Here is a 17,565-nt window from a genome sequence, read left to right as displayed (position 1 = left end):
TTGGTCGTACAGCAGGCGCGCCACCGCACGCGGCCGGGACGCGGGCGGAGTGGCCGTGCGGGCGCAGGCGAGGGCGGACCCAGGTGGGGCCGGCGGCGCGGAATCCGGTGACCCCGGCGGGGAGAGCGGCGACTCGGTGCCGGCTGTGCTACGCGTCGGGCACACGGACGTGTCCAAGCTCCGCGAGGCCGCCGACGAGGCACGCCGCTGGGACTCCAAGTACGGCGGCGGCGACTGGCGTTCGTCGATGGTCCCGGACTGCTTACGGGCGGACGCCGCACCGCTGCTGCTCGGCTCGTACTCCGACGAGGTCGGCCGCGCTCTCTTCGGCGCAACCGCCGAACTCACCCGTCTCGCCGGCTGGATGGCCTTCGACACCGGTCAACAGGAGGCCGCCCAGCGCTACTACATCCAGGCCCTGCGGCTGGCCCGCGCCGCCGCCGACGTGCCCTTGGGCGGATACGTCCTGGCCTCCATGTCCCTGCAGGCCACCTACCGCGGCTTCGCCGACGAAGGCGTCGACCTGGCGCAGGCCGCCATCGAGCGCAATCGTGGCCTGGCCACCGCCCGCACCATGAGCTTCTTCCGACTGGTGGAGGCGCGCGCACACGCCAAAGCGGACGAGTCGCACGCCTGCGGCACCGCGCTGGCCTCGGCCGAGGGCTGGCTGGAGCGCTCCCGGGCGGGCGACCCGGACCCGTCCTGGTTGGACTTCTACTCCTACGACCGACTGGCCGCGGACGCGGCCGAGTGCTACCGCGACCTCAAGGCCCCCCGCCAGGTCCGCCGCTTCACGGAGCGCGCCCTCTCCCAGCCCACCGAGGAGTTCGTACGCTCGCACGGGCTCCGGCTGGTGGTCTCGGCGGTCGCGGAGCTGGAGTCGGGCGACCTGGACGCCGCCTGCGCGGCCGGCAACCGGGCGATCGACGTGGCGGGCCGCATCTCCTCGGCCCGCACCACGGAGTACGTACGCGACCTGCTGCACCGCCTGGAACCGTACGGCGACGAGCCACAGGTGGCGGAACTACGCGAGCGGGCCCGGCCGTTGCTGCTCGCCCCGGCCTGACGGGAGGCGGACGCGACGACCTCTCGGGCGGAGGGTCTCACCAGCATGCCCGGGCGTGTCACCCTGCGCACCCGCGCAGGGTGACACCTGAGGCCGCGACGGCGCTTCGGGGAGAGGTGTGTGGAACGGAGGCGGCGAGCGCCGCCCGACTTCCGTCGCCACTGGTGCGCTCCCGGTACTCCTCGGCCGCCCTGCCACGTTCGTCGCCGTCCGGAAGCCGCGCCGTATCGTCGGAGCCGCTCGTCAGTGGCGACGTCCATCATGGGAGACGTGACGATCAGCACGGGACCGACCATCCGCACCGGAGCGAGGGAGAGACAGGATTGAGCGCGGCCCACGACTGCGACGTGTTGGTGATCGGCGGCGGCATCGTCGGCCTGTCGACGGCATACGCGCTGACCCAGGCCGCCCCCGGCACCCGCGTTGTCGTGCTGGAGAAGGAAGCGCGGACGGCGCGACACCAGACGGGCCGGAACAGCGGCGTGATCCACAGCGGCATCTACTACCGCCAGGGCTCGCTCAAGGCACGGTTCGCCGCCGAGGGCGCCGCCGAGCTGATCCGGTTCTGCGCGGCGCACGAGGTCCCGTACGAGCGGACCGGCAAGTTGATCGTCGCGACCGACCGGTCCGAGCTGCCCCGGCTGCACGCGCTCGCCCAGCGGGGACGCGAGCACGGCATTCCGCTACGGGAGTTGGGTCCGGCCCAGATCGCCGAGTACGAGCCGTCCGTGGCCGGGCTGGCCGCGCTCCGGATCGACACCACCGGGATCTGCGACTTCCGCGCGGTGGCCGGTGCGCTGGCCGGGCTGGCGGAGGCCGCGGGCGCCTCGGTCCGGTGCGGTGCCGAGGTGACGGCGATCGACCGACGCGCGGGACGCGGGGTGGCCGTACGGACCGCGGACGGCACGCTGTCGCGTGCCCGCGCGCTCGTCAACTGCGCCGGCCTGCACTGCGATCGGATCGCCCGGCTGGCCGGCGACGACCCGGGGATGCGGATCGTCCCCTTCCGGGGCGAGTACCACGACCTCGTACCAGCACGGGCCGAGCTGGTACGCGGGCTGGTGTATCCCGTGCCCGACCCGGCTTTCCCCTTCCTCGGCGTGCATCTGACCCGTGGCGTCGACGGCGGCGTGCACGTCGGGCCGAACGCGGTGGCGGCACTCGCCCGGGAGGGCTACGACTGGCGCACCCTGCGACCGTACGACCTGGCCGGGGTGCTCGGCTATCCGGGCAGCTGGCGCATCGCGCGCCGCCACTGGCGGTACGGCGCGGGGGAGTTGCGGCGCTCACTGTCGCGGAGCGCGTTCACCGCCACGGTGCGACGGCTGCTGCCGGAGGTGACGGCCGGGGACCTACGGCCGGCTCGGGCTGGCGTACGAGCCCAGGCGGTGCTGCGGGACGGCACCCTGGCGGACGACTTCCTCATCCAGGAGTCCCCGCACACGGTCCATGTCCTCAACGCCCCCTCGCCCGCCGCGACGGCCTCCCTGCCGATCGGTCGGGAGATCGCGGGACGGGTCGTACGGGCCATGCGGTGACCCGATCACGGGCGGGCGACGGACGGTGGACGCACGGTTCACACCCGAATCCCGCACATCTCCACCGCGCCGGCCGCACGTAGAATCGAAGGCACTGTGTCCGAGAACGAAACACCCAGCACCGCCCCGCCCGACGCCGCCATCCCCCGCGAGATGCCCGAACCCTCCGGCTCACCAGCCCAGTCGCCCCGCCCCGGCCCGGCCGCGAACCCCGCGCCGGCCCGTCCCCTCCACGGCGGCCGCACCTTCACACCCCGCCGTGGTCGGGTCACCGACGCGCAGCGCCGGGCACTGGAGCGGCTGTGGACCACCTGGGGCCTCGAGGTGGACGGCTCCCGACTCGATCTGCGAGCGCTCTTCGACACGCTGCCGCCCGACGCCCCGATCGTCCTGGAGATCGGGTTCGGCATGGGCGAGGCCACCGCGCGGATGGCCGCCGACGATCCGGCCACGGGCATCCTCGCCGTGGACGTGCACACCCCAGGGCACGGTCACCTGCTGCGGCTCGCGGAGCGGAACGGCTCCACCAACCTCAGGATCGCCAACGGCGACGCCCTCGTCCTGCTGCGCGAGATGCTTGAGCCGGACTCCCTCGACGGTCTCCGCCTCTACTTCCCGGACCCCTGGCCGAAGAAGCGGCACCACAAGCGCCGCATCGTGCAACCGGAGTTCCTCGACCTGGCCGCCGGCCCGCTGGTGTCCGGGGCGCTGTTCGAGCTGGCCACCGACTGGGAACCGTACGCCGAGCACATGCTGGAGGTGCTGGACGCCCACCCGGACTACGTGAACACCGCCCCGGACGGCGGCTACGCCCCGGGCCAGGGCTCGCGCGCACCCACCCGTTTCGAGGGCCAGGGCCTGCGCAAGGGCCACCGGGTGCACGACCTGCGTTTCCGCCGGCGGTAGGCCGAGAGCGCCGTACGAGCGGGCGCGTACGGGCAAGGCGGCCGGGCCGTCGCGCTGTGTCCAGACGCGCCGGCGCCGGCGCGCGTACGGCCACGGTGGGCGTACGACGGGCAGGCGCGCGCCCCGGGCGCGTAGCCCCGACCGCACAGCTCATCCGCGACCGCTCAGCCGCCCGCCAGCTCCTCCCCGGCCAGCTCCTCACCGACCAACCGCCCGCCGGCCATCGCCTTGGCGTGGTGCTCCGGGTCCGTGACCCCCTCGGTCAGCAGCAGCACCACCGAGCTGCCGCCGTGCAGGCCCAGCCGTTCGGCCTCCGCGCTGGCGGCCTCTCCGGCACACGCGTCCGGCCGCAGCAGGCCGTCCACGGCACCCGCCACGCTCCCCGCGCATGCTCCCGCCGCCACCCCGGCACGGTCCAGCAGCCGCATCCCGTGCTCCGCCCGCGCGTCCCCGATGGCGCAGAAAGCGTCGAAGCCGTCGCGCAGCGCCGGCCAGGCCGTCGCCGAGGGCGTGCCGCAGTTCAGGCCGGCCATCGGGGTGGGCGTGAGCGCCGGCACCGTCACGATGTGCCCGGCGCGTACGGAGGCCATCGCGCCCGCCGCCTCGTGCGGCTCGACGCCGAGCAGCGTGCCGGAGTCCGTACGGCCGTAGTGTCGGGCCGCGGCGGCGGCGAGCGCGCCCGCGCCGACGGGGACGACCACCAGGTCCGGCTCGGCGTCGCCACCGCCCTCGGCGCTGGCCGCGAACTTCTCGTCGATCTCCGCGAACAGCGTCTCGTACCCCTCGGACACCCAGCCGGGGAACGGGTCGTCCGGATGCTCCGAGGCGTCCGCGACCAACAGGTCACGCTCGCCCGCCAGCTCAGCGGCGCGCGCCACGGACACGTCGAAGTTTCCGGATACCACCCGCACTTCGGCACCCTCCGCGCGCACGGCGTGGATGCGCGGCTCGGCCGTCGCCTCCGGCACCAGGATGGTCGCGCGCAGCCCCAGCCAGCGGGCGGCACTGGCCACCGCGCGCCCCCAGTTCCCGGCGCTCGCGGTGAGCAACCCGAGGTCACTGCCGGCCAGGCGCTGCCGCAGTTCGGCGTACGAGGTGCGCTCGGGGCTGACGCGGAGCCGCGTGCACAGTAGTCGGTGCACGGCCCACAGGGCACCCACGATCTTGAACGAGGGGAGTCCGAGGCGTGCCGTCTCGTCCTTCAGCCACACCTCACCCACGCCCCAGCGCGCCGCCAGTTCCGGGGCCGGACGCAGGGCGGTCGGCTGGAACCCGGGCACGCCGTGATGCAACGCGAGGGGGGTACGCGGGGGCTCGGGCACCGCCCGGTGATCCCGCAGGGGATTCATGAGGACGGACATGTTCACGTTGCTGTCTCCCATACGCTCGTACGCTCCACGGAGTTTCACCGTATGTCCGAGCGGACACGACCCTGCCGTCAGCCCCTCGCTGTACGGCGCACGCGCCGGCGCGTGCGCCGTCGGGCCGCGCACCCTCCGAACGTGTACTCCGCCGCCCTCGAACGATGTACGCGCGCCCGCGCCCATCTCCTCCACCCGTCTGAGGAAACCGACCGGGTTCGTCGGGAGAATGTCGGCATGTGGAAAGAGACTTGGAACCTCACCATTGGCGTGATCATGCTCGCCGCTTCCGCGGTGCTGCTTCTCGTCTTCCCGGACACGGAGTTCCTCTGGTTCGAAGGCCAGCCGCTCGGTATCGTGCTGGCCGCCCTGGGGGCCCTCGACCTGTACAGCTACGCCCGGGCGCGCCGCCGTCGGACGGCAAGCGAGGCCATCGACGGCTGACCCGCCGCTGGCTCCGACACCAGCACGCCCCGAGTCCGGGGGCCACCGGGAGCACCGCCGAGAGGACCCGACCCGGACCTGGCGGCTAGTGTCGAGACGTGGACCAGGCATACCAGCCGACCGGCGCGCCCGCGGTGCCCGCGTACGAGCGGCAGCCGCGGTTCACCGGCATGCCCGCCTCGCCGGAGGACTGGCGCTACCACCCGCCGCGTACCCCCTCCTGGTGGCACCGGCACCGCCGTACGCTGCGGGTACTGGCCCTCGCCGGAGTGCTGGCCCTCTGCGGGCTGATGATCCTCACCCTGGTGCAGCGACAGACCGGCACCCAGGGGCTGTTGGTCGGGCTGGCGCTGTCGGTGCTGCCGGTGCCGCTGCTCGTTCTCGCGTTGCGGTGGCTGGACGCCGTGGAGCCCACGCCATGGCGCAACCTCGGCTTCGCGCTCGCCTGGGGCGCCTGTGCCGCCACCCTGATATCGCTGCTGGCCAACAGCCTCACCACGAAATGGCTCGCCACCTCCGTCGTCACCGAGTCGCCGACCAGCGCCGAGTCGCTCGGTACGACCGTCGTCGCGCCGGTGGTCGAGGAGGCGGCCAAGGCCGCCGCCATCCTGCTCCTCTACCTCTTCCGCCCGAACCACTTCACCGGAGTCGCCACCGGGATCGTCATAGCGGGCATGACCGCCACCGGTTTCGCCTTCACCGAGAACGTCCTCTACCTCGGCCACGCCTACGGACAGGACACGGCCTTCACCGACAGCGGCGGCATCGAACTGGACCAGTCGCTGACCGCCGCCACCTTCGTCACCCGCATCGTGTTCTCGCCGTTCGCCCATCCGCTGTTCACCGGCCTGGCCGGAGCGGCCTTCGGCCTCGCCGCCGCGCTCCCCCACCGGCGGCGGGCAGCGCGCGTACTGCTGCCGTTGGTCGGCCTGTTGACGGCGATCGGGCTGCACGCCGTGTGGAACGCCGCGGCCACCGACGCCTCCAGCACCTTCCTTCTCGTCTACGCCCTCGCCATCCTGCCCGCCCTCGCCGGACTGGTCTGGCTGGGCATCGCCGCCCGGCAGCGCGCGTTGCGTACGGTCCGCCGTACGCTCCCCGCGTACGCCGTCGCCGGCTGGCTCAGCCCGGGCGAGTCATGGGCGCTGGCCTCCATGCGGGCCCGCGCCATCGCCCGCAACCTGGCCCGACGGGCGCACGGGCCGAGCGGTGCCGACACCGTGCGGCAGTACCAGCACTTCGCCACCACGCTCGCGCTCCTGCGCGCCCGCGCGGAACGCGGCGGCGGGGAAGCCGACTTCCACGCCCGCGAACAGGAGCTCTTGCACCACCTGTGGACGCGCCGCGCGTTGGCCGCGCCACCGACGGAGCGTTCCGCGATGGCCCTGGCGCACCGTGCCGCGCCACCACCGCAGCGCTGGGGACCGCCGCCCGGCGGGGGCGGCCCGCCGGGTGCTCCGGCCGGCGGGTACGGGCACGGCTGGTACGGGCACGGCCAGCCCGGGGCGTACGTACACGGCGGCCACAGCACGTACGGACACGGCGGATACGGGCAGCACGGCGCGTACGGAGCATCGCCGCCGGGTGCGTGACGGCCGGGCGCCCTACGGCCGCCATGCCGGAGTGGCCGCCAACTCGCACCACGTGGTCTTGCTGTCCTTATGTGGGATCACGCCCCAGCACGCGGCCAGCGCGTCCACCAGGGCCAGCCCTCGCCCGTACTCCTGTTCCGCGCTCGCGCTGAGCAGCATGGGCAGCACACGGGGACACGGATCGGTCAGCTCGATCCGCAACCGGTCCTCGTGCCGTACGACGTGCCGTACGAGACGCAGGCTGATCGGCACGCCCTCACCGACATGCCGGATCACGTTCGTCACCAGCTCGCTGACGCACAGCTCGGCCGTGTCGACCAGACCGGGCAGACCCCGGCGGTCCAACTCCGCCCCGACCTGGTGCCGTAGCTCGGCCACCGCGCATGGCAGGGCCAGCAGCGGGAGCGTCAGCGCGGGCGGCGGCACGTGCGTTCCGGAGGGTGGCGGCAGGCTGGGCGAGCTGGGTGGGCTCGGCGTGCTCGGCGTCCTCATGCGGGCACCTTTCCTCTGCGTCGTGCGTTCTGTGATGGGACGCTCACAGAGTGCTGCGAATCGGCATACGGTGAAAGGAGATCGGGTTCAGCAGCGCGGTGCGTTGAGCCGGCGGGAGGCGGGACAGAGGTACCGAGGCGGAGGGCGGGACATGCCACCACGGAAGGATCTGGACGCGGCGGCGAGCGTGCCGGCGTTCTACGGCGCCGAGTTGCGCTGGAAGCGCGAGTCGGCGGGGCTCACGCTGCAACAGTTGGCGGAGGGCTGCTTCTACAGCGTCGCCTATCTCAGCCAGATCGAGATGGGCGACCGCCGTATGCCGCTGGACCTCGCCCAGCACGCGGACCACCGCCTGGCCACCGACGGGTTCTTCGAGCGTCGCTGCGAGGACGCGCGCAAGGCCAGACGCGGCGGACACGCGGAGTACTTCGCCGATGTGGTGGAGATGGAGCAGCGGGCGCAGACGATCGAGGAGTGGGCGCCCTCGCTCGTTCCTGGGCTGTTGCAGACGGACGCGTACGCCCGGGCGGTGATCCGCGCGACACATCCGCTCGGTGAGCCGGCGGATGTCGACGCCAAGGTGACGGCACGGTTAGAGCGGGCCGGCATCTTCCAACGGCCTCGTGTCCCGGAGTTCTGGGCAATTCTCCACGAGTACTTGCTGCGTCATCCGATCGCGGAATCGGCTGACATGGCTGAGCAGTTCGCCCACATCGCGGCGCTGGCACAGCAAGGCCGGATCATTGTGCAGATCCTGCCGCTGAATGCGGGGGCGCACCCCTTCATGGTGGGCACTTTGAAGGTCCTGACCTTTCCGGACGCGCCACCCGTCTCGTACACCGAGGCTCTCCACAGCGGTCAACTCATCGATGAGCCAACGCTCGTCCTGCAGTATCGGAAGTCCTACGATCTGCTGAGGGCAGCGGCGCTCTCGCCGAAGACGTCCCTGGACATGATCGAAACAGCGGCAGAGGACTTCCGGAATGAGCAAAGGCCATGACCTGGTGCGGACATCGTGGCGCAAGAGCAGCTACAGCAACGGCAGCGGCGGCGACTGCGTGGAGGTGGCCACACCCGCCCACGCCCTCCTCGTACGCGACAGCAAGCGACCCACCGGACCCACCCTCACCTTCCACCACCCCACCTGGCACACCTTCCTCACCCAACTCCGGGAGGCGGGCCGAGTCCGGGGGTAATGCGTATGACGCCGCGATCGTCCCGCCCGTAGGGTGTGTCACATGGCGTGCATATCCGAACTGGTCACCTACCCGGTCAAGGGCTGTGCCGGGGTGTCGACACACGACGCGAGGATGACCGAGGCGGGACTGACGCATGACCGGAGTTTCCTGGTCATCACGCCGGACGGTACGTTCCGCAGTCAGCGCCGCAGTCCGAAGCTGGCGTTGATCCGCCCGGGGATCACGAGCCCCGCCGATGACCCAGGGGGCGACGCCGCCGAGCAACTGACCCTGGACGCAGCGGGCATGGAACGGCTTCGGGTGCCCGTCGACCTGACGGCGCCGCGTCGGGACGTCACCCTGTTCGGCGCCCCGTACCAGGGCATCGACCAGGGCGCCGGGGTCGCCGAGTGGTTGTCCGAGGCCTTGGGCGAGCCGAGCCGCCTCGTGCGGGTGCCGCCGGAGCACCGGCGGATCGCGGACGGCATGACACCGGGCACCAGCGCGTACGCCGACAGCAACCCCGTACACCTGCTGTCCGTACGCAGCCTGGACGGGCTCAACGAACGCCTGCTGGCGGGCGGCGACGAGCCGCTGCCGATGACGCGGTTCCGGCCGAACATCGTGGTGGACGGCACGGTGGACGGTTGGGAGCGGCCACACCGGGAGGACGCGTTGCGGCTCGTACGGGCGGGCGACGCGGAGTTGGCGTACGCGAAGTTGGCGATCCGCTGCGTGGTGACGACGGTGGACCAGTCCTCCGGCACCAAGTCGGGTCCGGAACCGCTGCGTACCCTCGCCGGCTACCGTCGGGCGACGGCGACCGGCGGCACGGGCGTGGCCTTCGGGGTGAAGCTCTCGGTGCTGCGGCCGGGCAAGCTGTCCGTGGGGGACGAGCTGACGGTGGACGAGTGGGGCACGCCGGAGGTCTGACGGCCGTCAGCTCCAGATACCACCGGCCGTGCCGAGCCCGATGAACCAGACGAGGATCGACACCAGCATCCCGGCCTTCAGCAGACCGCTGAGGCGGCTGCGTGCCGGCCCGTGCGGCATGGGGTTGCGTACCGCGAAGCCGCCCAGCATCAGGGCGAACAGCATGACTCCGACCGAGCCGGCGGCACGCATGACCCGGTCGTTGTCGCCCTTGGCGTCGGCACGCACGATGTCGTCGGGACCCGAGTCGCGCAGGACCATGCGGGCCTTGAAGCTGTCGCCGGGCCGTAGCCCCTCGGCGTCCGTGTCCTCCGGCAGCCGCACGTCCAGCTCGGTGATCTTTCCGTCCGTGGAGCGGAAGTCGCCGTAACAGTAGGTCGTCGGTCCGGAGTCGGAACCACCGACCTCCTCGCAGTGGTTCAACGTGAAGACGCCAGGGCGCCCGTGGTCGGCGACCTGCTGCAGGTCGAGATAGGTGCTCTTGAACATCGCGCCACCCGCGACGAACAGCAGCAGCGCGAAGACGGCCGGCAGCCACACGGCACGCCGACGCTTCGCGGTCTCGGCCCGGTCCACCTCGTCGACGGTGGTCATCAGGTCCGGGGTGAAGTGGTTCCGCGTCATCGGCCCGTTTCCCGTACGCATGGCTTCGTGGTTGGAGTTCGCCATTCTCCCCGGCATCGGCGGGCGGGGAACCGTCGGGGCACTGTCCGGGCGAAAAGAACACAGCGTGCTCGGGGAACTCGCACTGAGCACGGAGCGTTAGCATGACATGACCGCCCGAGCACTCAAGGAGAGGACGCTCATCGCCATGGCCGACTCGCAGTCTCCTCAGCAACAGGATCAGCAGGCTCGACAGGACGCGCTGCTGAGGCTGTTCACCCGGCACAACCTGGGCGTCCTGGTCACGCTGCGACGCGACGGTCGGCCCCAGCTGTCCAACGTGAACCACACCTACGATCCCGCCACCCGGTTGATCCGGATCTCGGTCACGGCGGACCGGGCGAAGGCCCGTAATCTCACGCGGGATCCGCGTGCCAGCTTCCATGTCACCAGCCAGGACGGCTGGGCATGGACGGTCGCGGACGGCACGGCCGAGCTGACTCCGGTGGCGTCGAATCCGTACGACAGCACGGTCGACGAGTTGGTCGAGGTCTATCGCGCGATCCGTGGTGAGGAACATCCGGACTGGGACGACTACCGCGCGGCGATGGTCACCGACCGGAGACAGGTCGTGCGGCTGCGGGTGGAGCGGGCATACGGGCAACCGGGGCGCGACTGACGAGGCGCCACGTCACAGCCCACACCGCTGACACCGCACCGCCGATACCGCACCGCGGGTGCGCCGGGCCGCTGCGTACTGGAGTCCCTGGGCCCGCCAGCCATTGCGAGACGTCTCACCTCGACCCAACCCGCCCGACCCGTGGTGGGGTGACGGGTCGGGGACCGGCACCTGACGGGCGACCGGGCGGGCTCGGCGACTCGCGGACGGGATACCCGGACGCGGAGGCCGTCAGGCCGAGGCGTCCGTGAGCTGGCGGACCTCCTCCTCGGACAGACTGATCCGGGACACCTCGAGCAGTGCCGGCAGTTGTTCCACGCTGCGGGCGCTGGCGATCGGCGCGACGACCGTCGGCTGGGCGGCGAGCCAGGCCAGCGCGACGGTGGCCGGTGACGCGTCGTGTGCGTCAGCGATCTGGTCCAGGACGGTGAGCACCCGCTGCCCGCGCTCGGTGTCCAGGTGTGCGGCGGCGCCACCCGCTCGCGCGCTGTCCGGCATGGCGTCGCCCGGACGGTACTTGCCGGTGAGGAAGCCTGCGGCCAGGGCGTAGTACGGCAGTACGCCGAGATCGTGCCGCTGGGCGATCTCGGCCAGTTCGCCCTCGTAGGTGTCCCGGGAGACCAGGTTGTAGTGCGGCTGGAGTGCGACGTACCGCGCCAGGCCGCCCCGCTCGCTGGCCGCGAGTGATGCTTCGAGCCGAGCCGGCGAGATGTTGGAGGCGGCGATCTCGCGGGCCTTGCCGGCCGTGACGAGTTCGTCGAGCGCCCCGATGATCTCGCTGACCTCGACGGACTCGTCGTCGAAGTGCGTGTAGAGGAGGTCGATATGGTCCGTACGCAACCGGCGCAGGGAGGCGTCGACAGCGGCCTTCAGGGTCTCCGGAGCCAGTCCGCGGTACCGCGGGTGGCTTCCGACCTTGGTGGCGATGACGACCTGATCCCGGTTGCGGCGGGCGGCCAGCCAGTCGCCGATGACGGTTTCGGACTCGCCGCCCTGGTTTCCCTCGACCCAGGCGGAGTAGACATCTGCGGTGTCGATGTGGTTGCCGCCGGCGGCCGTGTAGGCGTCGAGCACGTCGTACGAAGCGGCTTGGTCGGCGGTCCAGCCGAAGACGTTACCGCCGAGCGCGAGTGGGGATACGGACAGGCTTCCAAGGGTGCGCGTGGGCACTGGGTGAGTGGACATCAGTCGACGAACGCCCGGCTCACCGTGGTTGTTCCGCTGTTGGTCCGACTGGGTCCCGCCCGGGGTTCCCAATACCCCGGGTCGGGCATATCGGTTCAGACATCGGCGAAGCATCCGCTGATCCCTGCCGCTGGCCTGGTCCAGACGAAAGCTTACGGGCCTTTGATCCAGGTGCGGATGTTCTCCTCCAGAACTGAACCCGTCGAGCTATCGCGCTCAGGTACGAGCGAACCGGCGTGGACCTCGGCCATACGCTGGCCCCAGCTGAGGCATCGTGCCAGCGCGTTTGTTCGGCCACCGATGAGGGTGAACTACCGCGAGACATCGGCAGACGAAGGCGGCGGTTCGACCGAGAACTCACCACGCTTCTCCAGACACGGCGAAGCTCTGGTCGTGTGTCGCCTCCCGGTTGACGCATGCCGTTTCCGGCCCCGGCTGGAGCTTGCCGTTTCCGGCGTCACCCGATGCTTGGCGCTCGGACGTAAGAGATGCCTGCCCCGCCAGCCGTGAGGACTCCCGGGCAGGCACTGCTCTCGGCCCGGTCAGGTCGTGGGTCGTACGGCGAGCCAGAGTTCGATGTCGGCGTGCTCGCCGTGCTCGTCGTGGTAGGTCGCGCGAACGAGCGACGGCGCGGGAACCAACTCGTACGGGTTGGCGGGCAGCCACTCGCCTCCGACGGCCCGCCAGAGGGACTCCAGCGACCGCGGGAACGGTCCGGAGGCGGTGAACACCGCCCAGGAGTTTGCTGGCACGCTGAGGGCGTCGTACCCGCTGGGCGCAGGCCGGTTGGTGGCCGAACCAACGTAGTAGTCGGCCTCGGTGCCTTCGGCCCCACCCGTTCCGTCAGCGTCGTCCCAGACCGAGATGTCGCCGCGCGGCTCCTGGTCCGACAGGTCCTCGAATGTCTGCCAGTCGGTGTCCGAGAGCGACCGGACGAGACGGTCGGCATCGGAGTTGACGCCCTCGTACGCGATGGTGGAGCGGATCCTCCGACCCACCACCCGGAATGCCGGCTTCTCGACGATGCGGTACCGCATGTCCGTTCTCCCTTCAACGGTGAGGTGAAAGGACAGACGGGGCTGGGACCTCAGGACGGCGCCCGGGCGACGCGCCTGCTCGGGTCCTATCCCGTGCACGCTGCGGAACGCGCGGGAGAAGGCGTCGGCCGAGGCGTAGCCGAACCGGACGGCGATGTCCTGCACGGCTTCGTGGCCGTCGCGTACCGCATTCGCTGCGACGGTCATGCGCCGTCGGCGTACGTACTCCGAAAGCGGCATTCCGGCCAGCATCGAGAACACCCGTCGGAGTTGGTACTCCGAGGTGAGGGCGGTCGAGGCCACCTCCCGAACGGGGACCTCGTGGTCGAGGTGTTCCTCGATGGCGTCCATCGCGCGATTCCACAGCTCCATCTCTGTTCCTTTCTGGCATATCCCAGCCTGGGGAACGTGGACGGGGCGAGGTCCGATGATCTGTGCCCGGGATTGTCGGGGGACCGACACCGCCGCGCGGTGCGGGAGTTGAGGCAGGACGGTGGCGGGGTCGCTGACCGGGACCCACGCGCCCGCGCGGTCAGGGACGTCTCGCTGGCGAGGGCGGTGTCCGTCCACGGTCGGTCCACCTGCCGGCGGGACCGTGTCAGACGGGACGGACGGGCGGCTACAGACCAGCGCGGGCGAGATGGTCCGGCACCGTGGCCCGCTGAGCAGCGTTTCGCGGCGGGGCCGGGTCGTGAACCGTCACCCCGATGGAAGAGGCCGGCGGCCCTGATGTCGGGGGTAGCACCAGGACCGCCGGGGCTTGTGGCACGGCGTGCGCGGCACGGCCGCCACGGGTACCGGGTGCGGGGGTGGCTCCGCCGCACCGGTCCGCTGTTCTGTTCGCGCTCTGTGCCGTTCGCTCTGTGCTGTTCGCCCGCCGTTCCCTGCTCGTCCGTGCTCGTTCCTTCCCGCCTCGCCGGCCCCTTGGCCGTTCGGGCAACCGACGCTGCCCCACGCCTTTCCCCCGCGATCCGCCGCCTCGCCCCCTCCTGCTGTGCCGAGATCTGCGGTGGGGGGCTATGTCACAGCCCTCGGCGATTCGAGGCGGCGGTGCGGTCCCTGTGCGGGATGTGGGGGTTCGGTGACCCGGCTCGCCCTGTCGCCGGCACGACAACTGGTCACTCACAGCTGGCGATACCGGCGCGCGTACGAGCACGGGCGCGGACTGGTGTACGAGGCCGGGCGCGGGCGGGTCGGACGGCACGGAGACGGCCGGGGCACCGGCAGAGCGGCACACCGGCCCGGTGCGCTGGCTGACCACCAGTGCGGCGGCCACCAGCCCGCCGGGCCAGCACGCGCCCCAGCGGGCCACTGTCACGCGTCCGTCCGCAGCACACCGGGTGTCAGATGTTGAGGCCCTTGCCACGCAGCCACGCCAGCGGATCGATGGTGTCGCCGCCGACCTCGACCTCCAAGTGCAGGTGCGGGCCGGTGGAGTTGCCGGTCGAGCCGACGTTCCCGATGACGTCCTTCGTGCTGACCTGCTGGCCCGCGGACACCTGCATCGAGGAGAGGTGGGAGTACGAGACCTCCGTGCCGTCATCCAGCTCCAGCACGATGCGGTAGCCGTACGACCCGGCCCAGCCGGCTTCCTTCACGGTGCCGGAGTGCACCGCCTTCACCGGGGTACCGGTGGGGGCCGCGAAGTCCTGACCCGTGTGGTCGTTCGCCCACATCCCGCCGGCCTGGCCGAAGCCGGAGGTGAGCTGGAAGTTGGAGGTGGGCAGCGTGAACTGGGCGGCCAGCTTGGCCCGCCGCTCCGCCTCGGCCTTGCGCTTGGCCTCCGCCTCGGCCTTGCGCTTGGCCTCGGCCTTGCGCTTGGCCTCGGCGTCCGCCTTGTCGGAGGCGGACTCGGACGCTTCCTTGGCGGCCGCGGCCGCGGCGTCCGCGCGGACCGTCTGGTTCGCCTCGGTCTGCTGCTGGTTGGCTTGTTGCATGATCCGGGCACGCAGCGCCTCGCCGGCGTCGCTCTGACCGGATTCCGAGTCCGCGGTGCTGACGGCGACCTGGGTGAGAGGCGCCTGACTGGCGGCGGTGGTCTGCTCGTCGGAACCGCTGACGCCCAGTTGCTCCGCCATCGAGCCGAGGTCAGGCATCGAGACGGGAGCGGGCGACTTGTCCTTCGCCGTGGCCATGCCGCCGGCGCCCACCGCGGCGATCACACCGACGCCGAGCACGGCTCCACTGCGTGCCATGCCACCACTACGCTGCTTGGCGACGCGGTGTTTGCCGCGGACCTGGCGGATGGAGTCCGCCGTGGGGTTCCACTCGCCGACGGAGTCGTCGGTCGGCGGACCGTAACCGAACTGGTCGTACGCGCCCTCGGCCCGCGCCGTCTGGCCGTACGCCGCGCCCTCGTCGAACGCCACCTGGTCGTGCCCGAACTGACCGGAGCCCGCTGGTTCGCGCACACCCTCACCGAACGCGTCCTCGTGGAACTCGCCCTGGTCGTAGGTGACCTGGTCGTACGCCTGGTACGGCTCCGCGCCGAAGGACCCCGCCCCGAACGGGCTTGGCTCCTGGCTCGGGTGGCCGTACCCCGCCTCGCCGTTCGCCTGCGGGTCGAAGGCCGCCGGGAACGTGTGCGTGTCGGTCACTCCGGGACCGTCGACGTGAGCCGGCGCGAACTGGTCGGCGTACGGAAAGTCCGAGAACCGCGAACCAGGGTCATCCTCGTCGGACGAGCCGTGGGGATCGTACGACGTCGCCTCGGGGGCGTAGCTGTTGGACGCCACAGTGGGCGCACTCCTTCCTTCCTTCTCGCCTACCGGGTTAGCTGACGGGTTCGGAGCAGGAAGGTCTCCTACGGGCGCGTCCATGGGCGGGACGAGTCCGATTCACCCCAAGTAGTGGTTCCCCGGCTCCCTCGGTGCAGTGGTATCGAGTTGTGCCACGCACGATGCTGCACGTACGGGATTAGGCGATAGCGCACGGAGCCGCCTCTCGTGACGGCAGTGACGACCGCGCTGCGTTATGGAACGTTAATAGACCCACCCGCCGTATTCCAAGTCGTCCAGACGATTTTGCGGATGCTTTGGCCCAGACTTTGGTTTCAGCTGGGGGCAATTGGGACACTCGGCTTGGTCGCGTCACCACCCCGATCGGTGCTATGTATCCTGCTCCCCGCCAACTCAGGGCACACCGCCGGGCATCGGCGCACGCCCCGCACAGGCTGCCGCTCGCCCGCTGTCGGGCGCTCCGAGCGCCAGCAGCGCCATGTCGTCCGCCGTACGACCGCCGGTGTACGCGGCGACATCCGCGACGACGGCGTCCAACGCCTCCTGCGAGCCACGGAAGTGCTTTCCGGCCAGTCGCTCCACCGGGTCGTAGAACCTCCCCTCCGAGTCACGGGACTCGGACAGCCCGTCCGTGTAGAAGAGCAGTTGCGCCCCGGGCGGCAGCCGTGCCAGGGCGGCACGGTCCGGCCAGTGGCCCACCCCTCGGATACCCAACGGGAGGGCGGCGTCCGGCGGATCGACCTCCCGCACCTCACCGTCGACCAGTACCAACGGCGCCGGATGACCACGGTTGACGACCCGTACGAGGTTCGGGTCACTCACCGGCACCTCAGCGACGACCGCGGTGGTGAACTCCTCGAGTCCCTCCGCCCCGAGTCGCCGCTCGCCCTCCCGCTGGAGCGCCCGGTCCAGTCGTGCGCAGACGCCCTCCAGCGTGCTTTCCTCCTCGGCCGACTCCCGGAAGGCGCCGATGACGACCGCCACCGAGGCCACCGAGTCCAGGCCCTTGCCCCGGACGTCACCGATGATCAACCGGACGCCGTGCGGAGTGTCCTGCACCGCGTAGAGATCGCCGCCGATCCGGGCGTCGGACTCCGCCGCCGCGTACCGCGCGGCGATCTCGAACCCACGAATCCGGGCCGGCGGCATCGGCAGCACGGCCAGCTGCGCGGCCTCGGCGACGTCCCGAACCGAGGCCAGCCGCCGGCCCGTGCGGCGCACGAACACGCTGAGCCCCAGGGAGAGCAGCACGATGGCGCACATGTCCAGCACGAGCAGCGCCGTTTCGCCTCCGAACGCGGGCCCGTTGAGCAGGAGGAGCAGGGTGAGGACGACGGTGGACAGGACGCCGTAACCCACCGTCACCCAGAGGGACATCAGTGGCGCCGCCGCCAGCGGCGCGGCGGCGAAGAGGGCACCGGGGACGTAGTCCGGCGGCACCAGGAGGTCGACGAGCGTGCCCGTCGCGATGAGGCCGGCCGGAAGCCAGCGCGTGTAGCGGCGCGTCCGGAGGCTGCCACGGGCGGCGGCGCCGGCGACCGGGTCGGCGATGGCCCGTGCCGGCACAGCGTCAGCTGCGGCAGCGGACTCGCTGCCCGGATGATCCCGCACCCTCCCAATCTGACTGCTCCGGGCCGAAGCGGCGACCCGAGTACGGCCCACGCTGCTCCGGCCGCGTGCCCGAGGGTCCGCCCGTACGGGCACGCGGCCGGGGCGGGTCAGTCCGTGGCAGAGTCGGCGGTCGGCCGGAGGTCCGACTGCGGCGTGCTCGGGGACTGCGCGGCGGCCGGGGACTGCGCGGCGGCCGGCGGGG

At 71.5% G+C, this 17,565-nt stretch carries 16 protein-coding genes and 1 riboswitch; of the genes, 9 read left to right on the top strand and 7 right to left on the bottom strand.

The genetic code is table 11. The annotated features are described in order from the left end of the window. From AN216_RS20675 to trmB, 3 genes are all read left to right on the top strand, one after another. Nucleotides 1–1,066, top strand: a 1,066-nt coding sequence (locus AN216_RS20675; RefSeq protein WP_244502559.1) for an NsdA family TPR-like regulatory protein, incomplete at its 5' end; no start/stop codon positions are given. A gap of 323 nt (nt 1,067–1,389) precedes the next feature. Beyond that, nucleotides 1,390–2,604, top strand: coding sequence for an L-2-hydroxyglutarate oxidase (gene lhgO / locus AN216_RS20670; protein WP_070198204.1), 1,215 nt, complete (start codon nt 1,390–1,392; stop codon nt 2,602–2,604). A 153-nt stretch (nt 2,605–2,757) separates the two neighbouring features. Then, complete coding sequence (gene trmB, locus AN216_RS20665; protein ID WP_079166085.1) at nt 2,758–3,510, top strand: tRNA (guanosine(46)-N7)-methyltransferase TrmB; 753 nt, start codon at nt 2,758–2,760, stop codon at nt 3,508–3,510. Nucleotides 3,511–3,674: 164 nt separating this feature from the next. Here the strand turns inward: trmB and AN216_RS20660 are convergent, their stop codons facing one another. Continuing rightward, nucleotides 3,675–4,892: a pyridoxal-phosphate dependent enzyme gene (locus AN216_RS20660; protein WP_170843179.1), complete on the bottom strand. Its 1,218-nt coding sequence runs from the start codon at nt 4,890–4,892 to the stop codon at nt 3,675–3,677. A gap of 216 nt (nt 4,893–5,108) precedes the next feature. Here AN216_RS20660 and AN216_RS28325 point away from each other — a divergent pair, with 216 nt between their 5' ends. Further along, nucleotides 5,109–5,315 (top strand): hypothetical protein, encoded by a 207-nt coding sequence (locus tag AN216_RS28325; protein ID WP_070198203.1) that lies wholly within the window; start codon nt 5,109–5,111, stop codon nt 5,313–5,315. A gap of 98 nt (nt 5,316–5,413) precedes the next feature. Beyond that, complete coding sequence (locus AN216_RS20650; RefSeq protein WP_070198202.1) at nt 5,414–6,907, top strand: PrsW family intramembrane metalloprotease; 1,494 nt, start codon at nt 5,414–5,416, stop codon at nt 6,905–6,907. A 12-nt stretch (nt 6,908–6,919) separates the two neighbouring features. Here AN216_RS20650 and AN216_RS20645 read toward each other — a convergent pair whose 3' ends face one another. After that, nucleotides 6,920–7,399 carry an ATP-binding protein gene (locus AN216_RS20645; RefSeq protein ID WP_079166789.1) on the bottom strand — a complete coding sequence of 160 codons (480 nt, stop codon included), beginning with the start codon at nt 7,397–7,399 and terminating at the stop codon, nt 6,920–6,922. 151 nt (nt 7,400–7,550) lie between these two features. Between AN216_RS20645 and AN216_RS20640 the strand changes: the two genes are divergently transcribed. From AN216_RS20640 to AN216_RS20630, 3 genes are read left to right on the top strand one after another with little or no spacing between them, the layout of a single operon-like run. Then, nucleotides 7,551–8,399 (top strand): helix-turn-helix domain-containing protein, encoded by an 849-nt coding sequence (locus tag AN216_RS20640; protein ID WP_070198201.1) that lies wholly within the window; start codon nt 7,551–7,553, stop codon nt 8,397–8,399. Then, nucleotides 8,383–8,595 (top strand): DUF397 domain-containing protein, encoded by a 213-nt coding sequence (locus AN216_RS20635; RefSeq protein WP_070198200.1) that lies wholly within the window; start codon nt 8,383–8,385, stop codon nt 8,593–8,595. Before AN216_RS20640 ends, AN216_RS20635 begins: the two co-directional genes overlap by 17 nt. Nucleotides 8,596–8,637: 42 nt before the next feature. Further along, complete coding sequence (locus AN216_RS20630; RefSeq protein ID WP_070198199.1) at nt 8,638–9,510, top strand: MOSC domain-containing protein; 873 nt, start codon at nt 8,638–8,640, stop codon at nt 9,508–9,510. A gap of 6 nt (nt 9,511–9,516) precedes the next feature. Here AN216_RS20630 and AN216_RS20625 read toward each other — a convergent pair whose 3' ends face one another. Beyond that, nucleotides 9,517–10,179 carry a hypothetical protein gene (locus AN216_RS20625; RefSeq protein WP_070198198.1) on the bottom strand — a complete coding sequence of 221 codons (663 nt, stop codon included), beginning with the start codon at nt 10,177–10,179 and terminating at the stop codon, nt 9,517–9,519. Between the two features lie 142 nt (nt 10,180–10,321). Here AN216_RS20625 and AN216_RS20620 point away from each other — a divergent pair, with 142 nt between their 5' ends. After that, nucleotides 10,322–10,792: a PPOX class F420-dependent oxidoreductase gene (locus AN216_RS20620; protein ID WP_070198225.1), complete on the top strand. Its 471-nt coding sequence runs from the start codon at nt 10,322–10,324 to the stop codon at nt 10,790–10,792. 231 nt (nt 10,793–11,023) lie between these two features. On the opposite strand, the gene AN216_RS20615 is transcribed toward AN216_RS20620, so the two are convergent. The 4 genes from AN216_RS20615 to AN216_RS20600 all read right to left on the bottom strand — a co-directional run bounded on the left by AN216_RS20615 (nt 11,024) and on the right by AN216_RS20600 (nt 17,363). Then, entirely contained in the window at nt 11,024–11,977 is a 954-nt protein-coding gene (locus AN216_RS20615; protein WP_070198197.1) for an aldo/keto reductase, read from the bottom strand. 542 nt (nt 11,978–12,519) lie between these two features. Next, nucleotides 12,520–13,386, bottom strand: a complete 867-nt coding sequence (locus AN216_RS20610) for an AraC family transcriptional regulator (RefSeq protein ID WP_070198196.1) — start codon at nt 13,384–13,386, stop codon at nt 12,520–12,522. A 971-nt stretch (nt 13,387–14,357) separates the two neighbouring features. Next, nucleotides 14,358–15,383, bottom strand: a complete 1,026-nt coding sequence (locus AN216_RS20605; RefSeq protein WP_070198224.1) for a M23 family metallopeptidase — start codon at nt 15,381–15,383, stop codon at nt 14,358–14,360. Nucleotides 15,384–15,760: 377 nt separating this feature from the next. Continuing rightward, nucleotides 15,761–15,901, bottom strand: a riboswitch (cyclic di-AMP (ydaO/yuaA leader). Between the two features lie 244 nt (nt 15,902–16,145). After that, nucleotides 16,146–17,363, bottom strand: a complete 1,218-nt coding sequence (locus tag AN216_RS20600; RefSeq protein WP_139140968.1) for a PP2C family protein-serine/threonine phosphatase — start codon at nt 17,361–17,363, stop codon at nt 16,146–16,148. Nucleotides 17,364–17,565 lie beyond the last annotated feature (202 nt).

Source organism: Streptomyces oceani, assembly GCF_001751245.1.
Lineage (GTDB): Bacteria > Actinomycetota > Actinomycetes > Streptomycetales > Streptomycetaceae > Streptomyces > Streptomyces oceani.
The sequence above is the reverse complement of the archived record's forward strand: the minus strand, read 5'-3'. Positions and strand labels throughout refer to the sequence as shown.

Bases quoted from the DNA above. Each gene is read 5' to 3' on its own strand.
- AN216_RS20635 (WP_070198200.1), top strand. From the start codon at position 8,383: ATGAGCAAAGGCCATGACCTGGTGCGGACATCGTGGCGCAAGAGCAGC.
- AN216_RS28325 (WP_070198203.1), top strand. From the start codon at position 5,109: ATGTGGAAAGAGACTTGGAACCTCACCATTGGCGTGATCATGCTCGCC.
- AN216_RS20625 (WP_070198198.1), bottom strand. From the start codon at position 10,179: ATGGCGAACTCCAACCACGAAGCCATGCGTACGGGAAACGGGCCGATG.
- AN216_RS20630 (WP_070198199.1), top strand. From the start codon at position 8,638: ATGGCGTGCATATCCGAACTGGTCACCTACCCGGTCAAGGGCTGTGCC.
- AN216_RS20645 (WP_079166789.1), bottom strand. From the start codon at position 7,399: ATGAGGACGCCGAGCACGCCGAGCCCACCCAGCTCGCCCAGCCTGCCG.
- trmB (WP_079166085.1), top strand. From the start codon at position 2,758: ATGCCCGAACCCTCCGGCTCACCAGCCCAGTCGCCCCGCCCCGGCCCG.
- AN216_RS20615 (WP_070198197.1), bottom strand. From the start codon at position 11,977: ATGTCCACTCACCCAGTGCCCACGCGCACCCTTGGAAGCCTGTCCGTA.
- AN216_RS20620 (WP_070198225.1), top strand. From the start codon at position 10,322: ATGGCCGACTCGCAGTCTCCTCAGCAACAGGATCAGCAGGCTCGACAG.
- AN216_RS20610 (WP_070198196.1), bottom strand. From the start codon at position 13,386: ATGGAGCTGTGGAATCGCGCGATGGACGCCATCGAGGAACACCTCGAC.
- AN216_RS20640 (WP_070198201.1), top strand. From the start codon at position 7,551: ATGCCACCACGGAAGGATCTGGACGCGGCGGCGAGCGTGCCGGCGTTC.
- AN216_RS20660 (WP_170843179.1), bottom strand. From the start codon at position 4,892: ATGGGAGACAGCAACGTGAACATGTCCGTCCTCATGAATCCCCTGCGG.